This is a genomic window from Lysinibacillus sp. NPDC093197 (assembly GCF_044754025.1).
Taxonomy (GTDB): domain Bacteria; phylum Bacillota; class Bacilli; order Bacillales_A; family Planococcaceae; genus Lysinibacillus.
In genome coordinates this window covers 238,583-254,678 of sequence record NZ_JBIVOH010000003.1, presented here as the reverse complement: position 1 = coordinate 254,678, position 16,096 = coordinate 238,583, and the positions used below count along the sequence as shown (strand labels likewise).

At 36.9% G+C, this 16,096-nt stretch carries 13 protein-coding genes, 1 riboswitch and 1 other annotated feature; of the genes, 10 read left to right on the top strand and 3 right to left on the bottom strand.

Annotation, left to right across the window (positions count from 1 at the left end; all coding sequences use genetic code 11):
* Positions 1–10: 10 nt before the first annotated feature.
* Genes ACIP9G_RS11190 through ACIP9G_RS11180 form a run of 3 tightly spaced genes read left to right on the top strand, consistent with a single transcriptional unit; the run spans position 11 to position 3,172 of the window.
* Positions 11–1,159: an ROK family transcriptional regulator gene (locus ACIP9G_RS11190; protein ID WP_401019294.1), complete on the top strand. Its 1,149-nt coding sequence runs from the start codon at positions 11–13 to the stop codon at positions 1,157–1,159.
* A gap of 18 nt (positions 1,160–1,177) precedes the next feature.
* Positions 1,178–2,179 carry an asparaginase gene (locus tag ACIP9G_RS11185; protein WP_401019292.1) on the top strand — a complete coding sequence of 334 codons (1,002 nt, stop codon included), beginning with the start codon at positions 1,178–1,180 and terminating at the stop codon, positions 2,177–2,179.
* A 12-nt stretch (positions 2,180–2,191) separates the two neighbouring features.
* Entirely contained in the window at positions 2,192–3,172 is a 981-nt protein-coding gene (locus tag ACIP9G_RS11180) for an N-acetylglucosamine kinase (protein ID WP_401019290.1), read from the top strand.
* Positions 3,173–3,229: 57 nt separating this feature from the next.
* Here the strand turns inward: ACIP9G_RS11180 and ACIP9G_RS11175 are convergent, their stop codons facing one another.
* Positions 3,230–4,402, bottom strand: coding sequence for an FtsW/RodA/SpoVE family cell cycle protein (locus ACIP9G_RS11175; protein WP_401019287.1), 1,173 nt, complete (start codon positions 4,400–4,402; stop codon positions 3,230–3,232).
* A gap of 174 nt (positions 4,403–4,576) precedes the next feature.
* Between ACIP9G_RS11175 and ACIP9G_RS11170 the strand changes: the two genes are divergently transcribed.
* The 3 genes from ACIP9G_RS11170 (at position 4,577) to ACIP9G_RS11160 (ending at position 9,431) form a co-directional block, all read left to right on the top strand.
* Complete coding sequence (locus ACIP9G_RS11170) at positions 4,577–6,250, top strand: HAMP domain-containing methyl-accepting chemotaxis protein (protein ID WP_401019284.1); 1,674 nt, start codon at positions 4,577–4,579, stop codon at positions 6,248–6,250.
* Between the two features lie 319 nt (positions 6,251–6,569).
* Entirely contained in the window at positions 6,570–7,523 is a 954-nt protein-coding gene (locus ACIP9G_RS11165; RefSeq protein WP_401019282.1) for an L-threonine 3-dehydrogenase, read from the top strand.
* A 282-nt stretch (positions 7,524–7,805) separates the two neighbouring features.
* The gene (locus tag ACIP9G_RS11160; protein ID WP_401019281.1) at positions 7,806–9,431 is read left to right on the top strand and encodes a long-chain fatty acid--CoA ligase; all 1,626 of its coding nucleotides are present in this window, start codon (positions 7,806–7,808) and stop codon (positions 9,429–9,431) included.
* A 121-nt stretch (positions 9,432–9,552) separates the two neighbouring features.
* Here ACIP9G_RS11160 and trpB read toward each other — a convergent pair whose 3' ends face one another.
* Positions 9,553–10,716: a tryptophan synthase subunit beta gene (gene trpB, locus ACIP9G_RS11155; protein WP_340821055.1), complete on the bottom strand. Its 1,164-nt coding sequence runs from the start codon at positions 10,714–10,716 to the stop codon at positions 9,553–9,555.
* Between the two features lie 59 nt (positions 10,717–10,775).
* Positions 10,776–10,974, bottom strand: a binding site (T-box leader).
* Positions 10,975–11,103: 129 nt separating this feature from the next.
* Positions 11,104–11,586, bottom strand: a complete 483-nt coding sequence (locus tag ACIP9G_RS11150; RefSeq protein WP_401019278.1) for a QueT transporter family protein — start codon at positions 11,584–11,586, stop codon at positions 11,104–11,106.
* A gap of 6 nt (positions 11,587–11,592) precedes the next feature.
* Positions 11,593–11,637: riboswitch (PreQ1 riboswitch) on the bottom strand.
* A gap of 377 nt (positions 11,638–12,014) precedes the next feature.
* On the opposite strand from ACIP9G_RS11150, the gene ACIP9G_RS11145 reads away from it, so the two are divergent.
* The 4 genes from ACIP9G_RS11145 (at position 12,015) to ACIP9G_RS11130 (ending at position 16,008) form a co-directional block, all read left to right on the top strand.
* Positions 12,015–12,536 carry a hypothetical protein gene (locus tag ACIP9G_RS11145; RefSeq protein WP_401019275.1) on the top strand — a complete coding sequence of 174 codons (522 nt, stop codon included), beginning with the start codon at positions 12,015–12,017 and terminating at the stop codon, positions 12,534–12,536.
* Between the two features lie 356 nt (positions 12,537–12,892).
* Positions 12,893–13,915: an ABC transporter substrate-binding protein gene (locus tag ACIP9G_RS11140; RefSeq protein WP_401019273.1), complete on the top strand. Its 1,023-nt coding sequence runs from the start codon at positions 12,893–12,895 to the stop codon at positions 13,913–13,915.
* 277 nt (positions 13,916–14,192) lie between these two features.
* The gene (locus ACIP9G_RS11135; RefSeq protein ID WP_340821051.1) at positions 14,193–15,221 is read left to right on the top strand and encodes an ABC transporter permease; all 1,029 of its coding nucleotides are present in this window, start codon (positions 14,193–14,195) and stop codon (positions 15,219–15,221) included.
* Complete coding sequence (locus ACIP9G_RS11130; protein ID WP_340821050.1) at positions 15,214–16,008, top strand: ABC transporter ATP-binding protein; 795 nt, start codon at positions 15,214–15,216, stop codon at positions 16,006–16,008. Before ACIP9G_RS11135 ends, ACIP9G_RS11130 begins: the two co-directional genes overlap by 8 nt.
* The last annotated feature ends 88 nt before the right edge of the window (positions 16,009–16,096 follow it).

The following is a 16,096-nucleotide window of genomic DNA, read 5'->3' as shown; positions in this document are numbered from 1 at the left end:
TGAATCAATTTTGAAAAAGCAAGATCAAGTTCAGATGCGAAAGCAAAATAAATATATTGTGCTTGACGCAATAAGACAGATGGCGCCAATTTCAAGAATTCAATTATCAAAATATACAAAAATGAGTCCTACGACCATTACTCGTATTGTGCAGGAACTAGAAGCGGAAGGCTTTATTCAAGAAGGGGTATCGGAAGAAACAGCCATTGGTAGACGTCCTACGTTAATTCATATGCGTGAAGATGCTTTATATACTATCGGGATAGAAATTGATTGCTTTACTATTCGGATAGGTATATTAGATTTCTTAGGGAAGCTGATTGCCTTTCAGGAAGTCAAATGTAGCATTAGGCATCAATATGAAGAAGCTTTACATCTACTGAAACAGTCTATCGATAATATCATGACGGAATATCAGATTGTTCAAGATAAATTACTAGGCATTGGGATAGGAATTCCAGGAGTAATCAATAACGAGGAAGGAATAGTCGTTTCCTCTGAGCAATTGAAGTGGGAAAACTGCCACATAAAAGAAGATTTAAATTGTATTTTTGGTTGTGAAGTCATCGTAGATAATGAATTAAAAATGCAAATCAATGCTGAAATTGGTGATATTTATACACCAATGTATTCAAATTGTATTTTAGTCGGAATTGGAACGGGCATAGGTGCATCTATACTATTAAATGGAGAAGTCTATCGTGGCATTCAAAATAAAGCGGGAGAAATAAGCCATATCACGATTAATCCCTTTGGTGAAATATGTCATTGTGGTAAAAGAGGATGCTTATCCATGTATGTTTCTGAAGTAGCGTTGTTAAAAAGAACGCCTAAAAATCTTAATATTCAATCAATAGAAGAGGTTTTGCATTGTGTTGATCATGGTGAGCAATGGGCAATTGATATTCAACAAGATGTAGCTACATTTTTAGCTATTGCCATCAATAATCTAGTTTGTTTATATGAACCGGAGGCTGTCATAGTCAGTGGAGAGATTATTGAGCATAATGTAACATTTCAAAAATTACTTAGTGAAAAGTGTAGACAGTATATATGGAAGGAATTACAACCCTTTGATTTGCAGTTTTCAAATCAATTAAAAGAAGGGGTTGTTAAAGGAGCGGCATTACAAGCACAAAAGCAGTTGCTGTCTGTTTAAAGAAAGGTTGGTTCATTCGTGGCTTACTCAGAATTTTTAAAAGAGTATCGTTCAGGATTAATGGAAAATGTGCATTATGGACAAATGAGTGCTGTGAATCTAACGAAGGAAGAATTCGTCTCTGTAGGTCAAGATTATGAGCCTGTGTATTTTCGTTCTGCAGCAAAACCATTTCAAGCCATTCCCATTTTTATGACCGATTTTATAGAAAAGTACGGGATTACTTCAAAAGAAAGTGCATTATTTCTGGCTTCACAAAGAGGTGAAATTTATCATCAAGAGGCGTTAGTCTCTTTGTTAGAAAAAATACCTATTAATGAAAATGAGTTAATTTGTGCTGCATCCTATCCATTAAATGAGGAACCTAAAACACAGTATATTCAACAGGGCTTTGAAAAGAGAAAACTATTTCATAATTGTGCGGGCAAGCATTTAGGATTTTTAACTGCCTGTCTAGCAAATGGCTATGATGTGAAGCAATATTGCCATCCAGATCATCCACTGCAGCAGATGATAAAAAAATACATTGCTTATTTAAGTGAATATGATGTGGAGAAAATTCATACAGGGATTGATGGCTGTGGTGCGCCGGTCTTTGCGATTCCACTAAAAAATATGGCATTAGCCTATTTAAAGCTAGCACGACCAGAATTAATTGATGATCAACAGATTCGTGAAGCAGTAATAAAGCTTACTGAAGTAATGAATCAACATAATCAGATCATTGCATCTCAAAACTTTATTTGTACGGCATTATTGAAGGATTCTAATATTGTGGCGAAGGGCGGGGCACAGGGCGTATACTGTTTTGCTCTAAGGAAAGAAGGGGTAAGTTTCGCTTTGAAAATTATGAATGGCTCAGAAAGTCCATGGCCACATGTAATTGCTTCTGTATTGGAACAAATTCAATATACAAATCGAGAAACAATTGAGCGTATTAAAGCTTTATCTCCTTCATTTGTGCGTAATGACGCAGGGGTTGAGGTAGGAGAAATTGTTTCTACAATTAAAATTGTATAGAGGTGAAGGCACTTGTATGTTTTGGCAATTGACGGTGGTGGAACAAAAACAATTGCAACAATCTCAACATGTCATGGCCAAATTTTGGCGCTAGCAGAAACGGGTAAAAGTAACCCCACATCCATGAGTATGGAGCAATTTACAGAGACGATAACAGAACTAATAAATGATTTAAAAAGACAGGGACTTCACGAATTTCAACATATTACAAAGTGCCATGCGGGTCTATCGGGAGTAACAGAAAATAATAATGAGAAAATTACCCGTGAATTATTATCCTCGCTTTTACCTAAAGACTGTCAACTATCACTATCGAATGATGGAGTGAACGCGTTATATGCGGGAACATTGGGCCAGCCTGGCATTGTACAGATTTCTGGTACAGGTGCGATTACACTCAGTATAGATTCGTCTGGAAAAATTGAGCGTACAGCAGGATGGGGTTATATTTTTGATGATGAGGGCAGTGGCTATGATATTGGCATTCGCACATTAAAAGCGGTATTTAAAGCATTTGATAAAAGAGGTCCTGAAACGCTCCTAACAGCAGCAGTATTAGAATATTTTCAATTACAATCCGTTCCGCAGATAATTGAAGTAGTGTATGGTGAAGGACATCCACGTGATACAATATCCCCACTAAGTAAGATAGCAATCGAATGCGCTAAACGTGGTGATGGAGAAGCCAAAACAATTATTGATCAGGTATGCCATGTTTTTTATCAAAGTATAGACGCTTGTTACAAAAAAAATTCGTTTGCAAATAAGCGTGTCAAAGTAGTGCTAGCTGGAGGAGTTTTTAATGAGTTAAGGCTATTTATTGAAAAATTAGTCGCAATTGATAAAAAGAATAGTAATCAGTATGACTTCATGGGTACCTATAGCTTACCAGTGGGCGGTGCCGCTTTAGCTGCATTAAAATTATCTAGTGATGAAGCTAAAATTTTTATCGATCAATATAATGCAAGTATGAAAAGGTTTTTAACTAATTAATCCCCCTTTAACTTAGCAAGTAGAGAATGGTATGTACTAATCTCTACTTGCATTTTGTTAATCCCCTACTTTAAACATATATCCCTTATAAGAGTTATGGATAATCATGACGATACCCATTAACATGAAATTTGAAAGTAGTGAGCTCCCTCCATAGCTTAGAAACGGTAACGTTACTCCTGTTACAGGTAAAAGTCCAATCGTCATACCAATATTTTGCGTAATTTGGAATGCTAATAAACTGGAGATGCCTGCACCCATAAGTGTCATAAATGGATCCTTTGCTTGAACGGTAATTAGGACAATACGGTAAATAACAAAAAATAATAGCGCAATAACAAAAGCCCCTCCAATAAAACCTACTTCTTCAGCGATAGCAGAAAAAATGAAATCGGTATGCTTTTCTGGGACATAGACATTATTGTGTAAATAGCCTTTCCCAATGAACTCTCCTGAACCTATGGCCATAAAGCCTTGTCTAGTCTGAAAAGATGAATCAGTATATTCATAAGGTTGTAGCCACCCATATATACGAGAAACCTGATGCCCAGATAATTTACTTAATAGTTTTTCTGTAAAAAAATCATTAAACTTTATATAAAGAGTAGCAATAACAGTCACGATTGAAACTGGGATGGCTGTAAAGATTACGAGTAATTTAGTTTGAATGCCTGAGAAGTAAATCATTGGTATAATCATCGCCATGTATAACATAACCATGCCTGTATCAGGTTGCTTATAGACAGCAAGTGTCGGTGGAAGAGTAATAATGCCAATCGTAAATAGTAGGCGCATATCTGATAGAAAGGAAGGGCGTACATATTTTGCTTGATGGGCGACAATGACTTTACTGACAACAATTAAAAATGCAAATTTCAAAAACTCTGATGGCTGAAATGATCCTAATAGTGGAACTTGGTACCAAGATTTCGCCTCATTTATCGTTCGAGCGATGCTCTCTGGAGCAATAAATAAGCCAAATGTGAGGACTACGATCATCCAATAAAATGGCCAGCCTATTTTTTTAAGTTGCTCAATATCAAGTGTTGCAACGCCGTACATAATTAAAAATCCAAGGCTAAAATAAATAAATTGCTTTACAATAAACAAGCTTGCATACTGTTCAAATGCGATACTGCTAGAATGTACGAAAAGACAACTAATAATTCCTAGCAATAATAGACTAATTGCTAAACTATTATCTAATTTTTTTAGCTGCAACAGTTTCACCTCCTTTCGTTTTTGGAAAAACCAACTAGTAATAGGGAACGAATGGAATTAAAGAAGGTTCCGTAAGAGCATATGATAATTTCTTCAGATTTCTAGAAAATTTTACAAAAACATAACACTGGCTTTATATCTCCATACTATGATTAATGGTAAGAGTTGGAGAAGGAGCCGAAGATGATGCAATTTTTTCGTTATATTAAGGTAAAAGATAAGCTGCTTGTACTCATGATTGTTTGTGTACTATCAAATATCCTAATCGGTATATTTAGTGTAGATTATTTACGGAAAATGTCGTGGCATGCAAGTGAGAGTTATACCGAGGGGCTTGTACCAATTGGATGGCTAAATGAGTTAGAAGAAGCACAAAGACAATTGGATTTTTTAGTGGATTCCAGTGGTGATTACCAAGAGATGGCGGCTATTCTAAATAATATTGAACAGCCTTTAGGTCATTTAGAAAAATTAACGATTGATAAAAAGATGAATCATCAGGTAAAGAAGTATAATACAATATTCACGCAGCAGGTAGAGTTAGTTGAAAACTATCAGCAGTTAAATTCGGAAGAACGTCAGCAATTTTATGAGCTGTCCTATTTCCCTGTAAGCCAACATAGCCATTCAATTTTAGAAGAAACACAGAGCTACTTAGTGCAAAGAGCAGAGGAACAGCAGCAGGCTTACCAAAAGGATGTACAATTTGGTTATTGGTTATTAGGTAGCGTCTGTATGTTTGTGGTACTATTAGTTATTTTCATTGGTTTAGTTGCAACGAAAGCAGTCAATATACCAACTCGGCAATTAAAATCACTATTAAAACGAGCGGAACAAGGAGATTTTACAGCCAATGCGAGCTATGTGGCACATGATGAGCTAGGGGATGTTATACTGTCTTATAATCAGATGGCAACAGAAGTAAAGCAATTACTACATACGGTTACAAATAGTGCGCAAGAAGTAGAAGGTATGACAGAAAATTTGCAACAATCCTCTGAGCAATCTTCTACAACTACGCTTAAAATTGCCGAAGATGTGCAAAATATTGCGGAGTTAACTACTGCGTCAACTACTAAATTAGCGTCCAATTCAGCTTCATTAGAAGAAGTACTAAATGGTGTACAGATTATATTAGAAAAGGTGCAGCTTGTAGAGAGTTTTGCACATGACACTGCACACGAAGCAGAGAGTGGTACAGAAATTGTGCAGGCAAACTTAACACAAATTCAAGCTATTAAACAAGCGGTAGAAAAATCAAATACAGCTATTTTTAATTTAGTTGAACGTGCCGCTACAATTGATCAAATGGTTGAAGTAATCGAAAAAATAACAGCACAAACAAATTTACTTGCTTTGAATGCGTCCATCGAAGCTGCTAGAGCTGGCACGCATGGGCAAGGGTTTGCAGTCGTTGCGAATGAGGTGCGCAAGCTAGCGGAGCAAACAGTTCATTCAACTAATACGATTACGTCTATTGTGCAAAACATCCATACAGATTCTCACTATGCTGTTAAGATGATGGAAGGTGTATTAATTGCTACCGAAAAGGGTGTAAATGTAACTTCAGAAACAGCAACAAGCTTCAATCAAATATTAGAAAAAGTGAATAATATCCAGCCTTATATAGTTGAGGTATCGTCGACAGTTCAAGAAATAGCTGAGCATACGAAAAAGGTTAACGAAGATGCCGTCATGTTAACATCTCTTTCAGATACGAATGCTGCCTCGACCAAACATGTGGCTAAGTTAACTGCAGATCAATTAAATGCACAGCAACAATTTCATAATTATATAAAAGAATTACGAAAAGTTTCAAAGGTATTGCAAATTGCTGTGAAACGCTTTTCAATCTAATGAAAAAATAAGAATTAAGAACCTCTTGACATTAAAAGGTCAAAGAGGTTCTTTTATTATGTGAAAAAATAGATAATTGTATTTATGGAAAGTACAAATGTATTTTTAATGAATGCATCAGAACACTTTTAATACAATATCATATACTGGTAACAAGGCGTTTTATGTTCTTTTTTAGAAAATTGCACATATTATTGTTGTATTTTTAATATGAACACTTTATAATAAAATTCATCAAAAGTGTTATTAAATCAATGTTTTAGTATAAAATATTGTACTTCTCAGGAGTACAATTGTTCATATGTGGAGGTTTGGAGAAATGGAAAAGATTATGGTTACAGGTGCTCTTGGTCAAATTGGCTCTGAGCTAGTAGAAAAACTTCGTAGTATTTATGGAGAGGACAATATATTGGCGACGGATATACGAAAGCTTGAACATACTAAGGGTCCATTCGAAGTACTGGACGTAACAGATGGACAAAGGATGCATGTTTTAGCTAAGGATTTTGGGGCAGATACGATGATGCATTTGGCAGCATTATTATCTGCAACAGCGGAAAAAAATCCGTTACTTGCCTGGAATTTAAACATGGGTGGTCTGATGAATGCGTTAGAAGTTTCCCGTGAGTTAAATTTACAATTTTTCACACCAAGTTCAATCGGTGCATTTGGACCATCTACACCTAAGGATGATACACCACAAGATACGTTACAGCGCCCAACAACTATGTATGGTGTTAACAAAGTAGCCGGTGAATTATTATGTGACTATTATTTTAATCGTTTTGGTGTAGATACACGTGGGGTACGTTTCCCAGGTTTAATTTCTTATGTAACTCCTCCTGGAGGCGGTACGACAGACTATGCGGTTGAAATATTTTATGAAGCAATTCAGCAAGGGAAGTATACATCGTATATTCAAGAAGGAACTTACATGGATATGATGTATATGCCGGATGCATTACAAGCTATTGTAGATTTAATGGAAGCTGACAGTAGCAAGTTAATTCACCGCAATGCATTTAATATTACTGCGATGAGTTTTGAACCATCTCAAATAGCGGCTGAAATTAAAAAGCATTTGCCACAATTCCGTATGGATTATAAAGTAGATCCAGTGCGTCAGGCGATTGCTGACAGTTGGCCAAACTCTATAAATACAGAGGCAGCTAAAAATGAATGGGGCTTCAAAGCGGAATATGACTTAGCTAAAATGACGGTTGATATGTTAGAGAAATTAAAAATTAAGCTGCAAAAAAAGGCTATTTCTTAAAAAATATATATTAAACCAGAAGTTTGTACTATAAAGCAGGTGAGGAAAACAATTTTGTTTTCTTTGCCTGTTTTTTTGTCGAGAAAAGATATGAATGGATGTATTGAAAAAGATGGATAGGAAAGAAAAAGTGAGCATGAAAAAGAAAATTTTTGGAATATATAGCATCGTAATTAATTTTTTAATATAATCATATTCAGAATATTAATATTATTCTGTTAAAATTGATGTTAATATTCTACAAAGTTTGGGGGAATTCACAAGAAGAAGGGATGATGTTTTATGATGCAAGCACCGTTAGTATTAACAAATTTTTTTAAGCGAGCAGAAAGTTATTTTGCTAGAAAGACAATCGTGTCACGTACAAGCCCACATAAAATTCACCGTTTAACATATGGAGAATGGGCGAAGAGAACCCGTCGATTAGCAGATGCGCTTACAAAGCTGGGGATGGAAAAGGGAAAGAAGATTGGTTCCTTCGCTTGGAATCAGCATCGCCACTTAGAGGCGTATTTTGCGGTGCCATGTGCTGGTGCTATATTGCATATGGTCAATATTCGATTATCAGAAGAACATTTAATTTATATTATTAACCATGCGGAAGATGAAATTTTAATGATTGATGAAGATCTTGTCCCTATCATTGAAAATATTGCATCTGAGTTAAAGACAGTAAAACACTATATTATTATGACAGATGAAGATACTCTACCAGAGACAACATTACCGAATGCTTTGTCTTATGAGGAATTATTAGCATCTGCGGATGAAAACTTCGAATTTCCGGATGATTTAGAAGAAGAAGCACCAGCAGGTATGTGTTATACAAGTGCAACGACAGGGAATCCAAAAGGAGTTGTTTATTCTCATCGTGGCTTAGTGCTACACAGTATGATGCTTAGCATGTCCGATTCCATGGGTATTGCTGAACGTGATGTGGTAATGCCGATTGTGCCGATGTTCCATGCGAATGCATGGGGTTTACCATTTGCGAGTGTTAATGTGGGAGCAAGTCAAGTATTGCCAGGCCCTCAATTTACATCTGATTTAATTTTAGATTTAGTAGAGCAAGAAAAGGTAACATTGACGGCAGGTGTACCGACAATTTGGATTGGTGCATTACAGGAACAGGAGAAGCGTGAGCGAGATATTAGTTCACTACGTGCGATTTGTTGTGGTGGTTCGGCATCACCAACACGTTTAATTCGTACTTTTGAAGAAAAGTACGGTATTCCGTATATCGTTGTCTATGGGATGACAGAGACGACACCAATCGTTGCATTATCGAATTATATGTCATGGATGGATGAATGGTCGATTGAAAAACGAATTGAAGCGCGTGCTATGCAAGGTATGACGATGGCTGGTATTGAGTCTAGTATTGTCAATGATAATGGAGAGGTGCCGTGGGATGGTGAGACGATGGGGGAATTACGTCTACGTGGTCCTTGGATTTCACATGAATACTATCGTGACGAGCGTACGAAAGATGCATATCGAGATGGTTGGTTATTTACGGGAGATATTGCGGTACGAACGGCGGATGGCTTTATTAAAATTACCGATCGCACAAAAGATTTAATTAAATCTGGTGGGGAATGGATTTCATCCGTAGATTTAGAAAATGCATTAATGACACATGACGCTATTTTTGAAGCAGCAGTAATTGCAATTCCACATGCCAAATGGCAAGAACGTCCGCTTGCTTGCGTAGTTTTAAAGGAAGGGATGTCAGCAACGGAAGAAGAATTGTTAGCATTTTTAGAAAGTCAATTTGCGAAATGGTGGGTGCCGGACGATATTGTATTTCTAGATGAAATACCAAAAACGTCTGTCGGCAAATTCTTAAAAGCTAAGTTACGTGACAATGTGACGGAAATTTATCCGAAATTAAGTACGCTTGTGTAACATGATATAAGGCATCGAGAATACATTTCTCGATGCCTTTGTCTTTTTCAGCCTTATAATTGTAGCCGTTGATTGGAGTGGAACGCATCCACATAACGAAAATCAACCGCTTTTGGAGCTATTATTTATTCAACATATTGAAAACTTGTTCAACGTCTTTATCTCCGCGACCTGAAATATTAATGATAATACTCTCTTCAGGTGATAAAGTTGGAGCTAATTTGAATGCATGTGCAACAGCATGCGAGCTTTCCAATGCAGGAATAATTCCTTCAACTTTAGAAAGTATTTGGAATGCTTCAAGTACTTCTTCGTTTGAAACTGTTACATACTCACCGCGACCGATTGTTTTTAAATAACTATGTTCAGGACCTGCGCCAGGGTAGTCAAGACCAGCAGCGATAGAATACGTTGGCAGTGGATTACCTTGTGCATCTTGCAGTAGTAAGCATTTGAAACCATGTAATTCACCTGGAGTACCTTCATTCAATGTCGCTGCTTTATCGGGCTCAATGCCGATTAAGCGAACTCCTTCATCAGCGATATATTCTGCAAATGCACCGATTGCATTACTGCCACCACCAACACAAGCAAGCACGGCTGCTGGGAGCTTACCTTCTTTTTCTAAAATTTGTTCACGACTCTCACGGCTAATTACCGATTGGAAATGCTTCACCATTGAAGGGAAAGGATGTGGTCCTACCGCAGAGCCTAATAAATAGAAAGTTGTTTCATAGTTTTCTACTAAATCAGCAAATGCCTCGTCTACTGCATCTTTTAAACGCCCTTGCCCTTTATCAACCGCAACGACTTTCGCACCGAGTAGCTCCATACGGAATACGTTTAATGCTTGACGCTTTGTATCTTCTAGCCCCATGTAGACTGTGCAATCCATGCCAAACATTGCACAAGCTGTTGCTGTGGCAACACCGTGTTGACCTGCACCTGTTTCTGCTATTACACGATTAGCACCCATACGTTTTGCAAGTAATATTTGACCTAGTACATTATTAATTTTATGAGAACCAGTATGATTAAGATCTTCACGCTTTAAATAAATTTTAGCGCCACCTAGTTGCTTTGTTAAGTTCTCAGCAAAATATAGTGGCGATTTACGACCTACATATTCACGGAAATAATAATCTAGTTCATTATTAAAATCTGCATCATCCTTATATTTTTGGAAATTCTCATCTAAAATATTTAAAACATTTTGAAGTTCTTCAGGAACGAAGCTACCTCCAAATTCACCAAAATATCCTTTTTGCTCGACTGTTGTACTCATCTGTTCTCGACTCCTCTATTCTAATTTTCCATAAAAAAAAGCCACTTCAATCCCTCTATAAAAAGGACGAGTAACCGTGGTGCCACCTTTATTCGCAAAATTGCGCGCTTGTGTACTCCTGTAACGGGGAGTTAGTTCGGCCTCATTTTACTGAGGCTGCTCCAAAGTCCATTCACAAGTTCATACTACTGATTTTCACCAGCCATCAGCTCTCTAAAAGTACAAGTTCTTGCTACTATTCTTTTTCTTAGCATTTATTATTGAAAAATTTTAAAGTATTTTCAAAATAGTGTCAAGAGAAAGAAAATGGATTTTTGATGCAAGGATTAACGAAGTCACAAAAGCTTAGAGAGGACAAAAAAAGACGAATCTAAAAAGACTCGTCTGTTAAATCAAGTTTTTGAAATTTAAGCGCTTATTAAGGATATACATAATTGGCGCACCGACTGCTAATACAACAAATTCACCTGCTGCGACTGTTAGCCATGTCCAAAAGAATGGTAATTCCAGTGCTAAGTTCAGTTCGAAGGCGATGATAAACATCGTGCAAGTAAATAAAAAGGTGTTAATAATTAACCGTGCCCATATATTTTTTACAAATTTACAAATAACAATAAATAGGCCAAGCGTAATCATTGTCTGCCCAACGCCGAAAACTAAATCGTAAGCACCGAGTGGTGAAAATAAATTGGAAATAAAGACACCCATAATAATCCCAACGGCAAAGCGAGGGTTAAAGGCAACTAAATGATTAAAAATTTCCGAAACGCGGAATTGCACCTCTGTAAAACCGAATGGTGCGACTAGCAAAGTAACAGCAATATAAAGCGCGGCAATAATGCCACTTGCTGCTAAAAATTTAACTTTCATATTCATTTCTCCTTAGTTTTTTTTCGTGGGATGGTTACGAACCACGTAGAGCAAGTGCTATCATATCAGTGTTCATGAGGGTTTGTAAATAGCTATGTGTTAAATACAAGACAACCAGAATATTCGCAGTATTGTATCTATTTTTCAATTACTAAAATTGCTAAATATACAGGTATAAAGATTTGGTGTGCTGACAAGAAAATGTCGGTTGAAATGGCGGGAAAGCCTCAACTATAATTAGTTTTAATTAGAGAATAAGTGAATTTGTAAAGTCACTATAACAGATAACGACATCAACTACAGGAACTACTGGTGTCACTTATTTAGTTGCCATAACGAGTAATTATTACACACAAAACGGGAAGTGTTAGGTATTAGTGAGAAACATTATAATATCAACTATCTTTAGTGTAATTGGAGGTGTAGCTTTGAAGAAAATCTTACCACTGTTATTCGGGATGTTGATTCTACTAGTTGGTTGTAGTAATAAGGAAAAAGAATATAATGTATATACAGGAAAAGATTTAAAGATCGGTGTAATTGGTACAATTCCTGCAATAAGAGAAGAAAATATTATCTTTCAAAAAACTACCTTTGAGGATTTGAAAAATAAAACGGAATATCTTTCTAAAGAATTAGATGCAATTATGATTATGAAAGAATTTCTAAGTGAAGCAGCTGATGATCAATATGTGCTTTCTTATAAGACGTTAAAAGTTCCGATATTTTTCATGCAATCTACGAAAGCTCATGTACCATTTGTCAATGAAGGTGTTCAGTATGACGATGTTATTGATATTCAACCTTCAAGTTATGCAACTGGGTTCTTATATTTAGGAACAGATCAAGAATATAAGGACAATACATGGAGATATGAGTTAAAAAAAAAGAGAGTATTCAAGATGTATTTTCGCGTATTTTTTCTACAATTGAATCTGTTAAGCTTTTAATTTATAACTAAGTTTTAAGATCGGGTTATGTTAGCTCGATCTTTTTTTGTGCCATGAAAAAGAGGCTTAACCAGTTTTACGCACAACAACATATGGAGGCGCACTTTAACTTTCGAAAAATTGCCATACAATTATTTATTATATTACAAAAGAATTATAGTACTAGAAATGTAGCAGTTTAGCGGTTTAAAGCGCCAAATTGAACGAAAAAGTAAAATATTTTGTCAAATATAAAAGTCAGAACATTCATAATGTTGTTGACGAATATCAATAATAACGATAATATAGCGATACATTCACACTTTGCTAGAGTGAAGTGTGATAGATAATAGAGATATTAGTCGGGGGGATTAATTGTGAAGCGCAATATGACAAAGCTTTCGTTCCTATTATTTGGATTAGTATTACTGCTTGCTGCTTGTGGTAGCGGGGGTTCTAGTTCATCTGATTCAAAAGGCGACGAAAAGAATAATGCAAGTGAGAGCGGTAGTGTAGATCAAAAAACATATAAAATCGGGATTACGCAAATTGTTGAGCATCCATCTTTAAATGCGGCAACAGAAGGCTTTAAAAAAGCGATTGAGGATTCTGGCTTAAAAGTGGAATACGATCCACAAATCGCACAAGGTGATAACAGTCTGAATACGACAATTGCCAATAACCTAGTAAGTGCAAACGTAGATTTAATTTTTGCTAACTCTACACCTTCTGCACAAGCGGCAGCGACTGCTACAAGCGATATTCCAATTATCTTTACTTCGGTAACAGATGCAGTTGGTGCGCAACTAATTGAATCAATGGAGAAACCAGGGAAAAATGTAACAGGTACGATTGATTTACATCCTGAAACGATTTCTAAAACGGTAGCATTCTTAAAAGAGCTAGGTGCTAAAAATGTAGGTATGGTCTACAATGCTGGTGAGCAAAATTCGGTAGCACAAGTAACAGAAGTGAAAAAGGTAATGGCCGAGCAAGGGCTTGAAGTAAAAGAAGCTTCAGCTGCAACTTCAGCAGATGTAAAACAAGCTGCTGAATCATTAATTGGTAAAGTAGATGCATTCTATATCATTACAGATAATACAGTAGTTTCTGCATTAGAATCTGTCATTGATGTTGCTAATGCAAATAAATTACCGCTTATTGTAGGAGAACTTGATTCTGTGGAGCGTGGTGGCTTAGCGGCATTCGGCTTTGAGTACTATGATATCGGTTATGAGGCTGGTCAAATGGCTGTGAAAATTTTAAAAGGTGAGGCTACGGCAGCTGATACACCAGCTCAATATCCTCAAAACTTAAAATTAGTAGTGAACAAAAAAGTAGCTGATGATTTAGGAATCGAAATTAAAGATTCTTGGGGCGCAGAGCTTTTAGAGAAATAATGCATAAGTGAAGTCAATTTTAAGCTGAAGCGGGGGAGGATTAACCCCGCTTTATCTTCATTTTAATTTGCTTCCGAAGAAGTCTATTGCTCCTATAGTGGGGAATGAATGCCAAAGTGCTACCAATGCAGTGGGGTTTAAAACCTAGCTTAGCCGAGAAAAAGCCCACGGCGGATGTTATAGATTATGAGGTACTTTTCAAGCAAACTCGAAAAAATAAAGACGCGATTACAACGAGACGTGAATGATACGATAATTTTTAGGAGATGATTCAACGATGTTTACAGCAATATTTGGCTCAGTGGAGCAAGGAATCATCTATGCAATTATGGCACTCGGTGTGTACTTAACATTCCGTGTGTTAGATTTTCCGGATTTAACGGTTGATGGAAGCTTTGTAACAGGGGCGGCAACAGCAGCGACAATGATTCTGCTTGGCTACCACCCAATCTTAGCGACTTTAGTGGCAATTGTTGCTGGATTTATTGCAGGATGTATGACAGGAATTCTTCACACAAAAGGGAAGATCAATCCGCTATTATCAGGGATTTTAATGATGATTGCCTTGTATTCTATTAACCTACGTATCATGGGGTTAACTGCAGAAAGTACGATAGGTCGTCCGAATATTCCATTGTTAAACTCTGAAACATTGTTTTCAAAGTTTCAAACATTTTGGAGTAATTTAGGTATCGATGATGCATTAAATAACGTATTAGAAAGCATCGGCATTCAGCAAGTACCGTCAACTTGGGGTACGTTGATTGTAGTTTTACTCATCACGATTTTAATTAAATTTATTGCGGACTGGTTCTTAAAAACAGAAGTCGGGCTTGCTATCCGAGCAACAGGAGATAATAAACGAATGATTCGTAGTTTCTCTGCGAATACAGATACACTTATTATTCTTGGGCTAGGTCTTTCAAATGCACTTGTCGCATTTTCTGGAGCTTTAATCGCACAATATTCGAAGTTCTCAGATGTTAGTATGGGGATCGGTATGATTGTGATCGGCCTTGCTTCTGTCATTATAGGTGAAGCAATCTTTGGCACAAAAACAATTATGCGAACTACTTTAGCTGTAATCGCAGGTGCTATTATTTACCGCATTATTTTAGCGTTAGCATTACGCGTTGATTTCCTTGATTCAGGCGATATGAAATTAATCACGGCGATTATCGTTATTTTAGCGCTTGTCGTACCGCAATTTGTCGATAAAAATAAAGAACGAAAGCGCAAAGCAAAGCGTGCAGCAGAACGTACTCAAGTAAAACCGGTAGAGCAGGGGGGAAAAGGCCTTGCTTAAATTAGACGGCATTAACAAAATTTTCAATGAAGGTACACCTGATGAAAAAATTGCACTTGCTGAAATAAACCTGCATTTAAAACCAGGTGATTTCGTTACAATAATCGGTAGTAATGGTGCCGGTAAATCAACGATGATGAATATGATTTCTGGCGCGTTAACACCTGACTTCGGTTCTGTTTTAATAGACGGTAATAACGTGACGGGGTTGCCTGAATATAAACGCTCGCATTTTATTGGGCGAGTGTTTCAGGACCCTATGGCGGGTACAGCACCAACAATGACGATTGAAGAAAATTTAGCACTAGCGTATTCTAGAAATAAGAGTCGGGGATTGCATATTGGTGTGGATAAGAAGCGCCGACAAGTTTTTAAGGAATCATTAGAGATGCTTGGCTTAAACTTGGAAAATCGTCTATCGGCAAAGGTTGGTCTTCTTTCTGGTGGTGAGCGTCAGGCGTTATCACTTCTCATGGCCACGTTTACGAAGCCATCGATTTTATTGCTAGATGAGCATACAGCAGCACTTGACCCTTCGCGTGCTGAGCTTATTACGCGCATTACGAAGCATTTAGTTGAAAAGGATAACCTTACAACGCTGATGGTAACACACAATATGCAACAAGCATTGGATTTAGGAAATCGCCTCATTATGATGGATAAAGGTCAAATCATTTTGGAAGTCGGTGAGGATCGTAAACACGAACTAACAATTCCTGATTTAATGGCTGAATTTGAACGCATCCGTGGAGAGAAAATGAATTCAGACCGTGCGTTGCTAGGATAAAGATTAAACGCCCCTACATGAGTATGGGCGTTTTTAATGTTCTAGTGAAAATTCAGAATTGTTTGGGTGCCTGGCACTTTAATATACA

Bases quoted from the DNA above. Each gene is read 5' to 3' on its own strand.
- ACIP9G_RS11170 (WP_401019284.1), top strand. From the start codon at position 4,577: ATGATGCAATTTTTTCGTTATATTAAGGTAAAAGATAAGCTGCTTGTA.
- ACIP9G_RS11160 (WP_401019281.1), top strand. From the start codon at position 7,806: ATGATGCAAGCACCGTTAGTATTAACAAATTTTTTTAAGCGAGCAGAA.
- ACIP9G_RS11150 (WP_401019278.1), bottom strand. From the start codon at position 11,586: ATGAAAGTTAAATTTTTAGCAGCAAGTGGCATTATTGCCGCGCTTTAT.
- trpB (WP_340821055.1), bottom strand. From the start codon at position 10,716: ATGAGTACAACAGTCGAGCAAAAAGGATATTTTGGTGAATTTGGAGGT.
- ACIP9G_RS11165 (WP_401019282.1), top strand. From the start codon at position 6,570: ATGGAAAAGATTATGGTTACAGGTGCTCTTGGTCAAATTGGCTCTGAG.
- ACIP9G_RS11135 (WP_340821051.1), top strand. From the start codon at position 14,193: ATGTTTACAGCAATATTTGGCTCAGTGGAGCAAGGAATCATCTATGCA.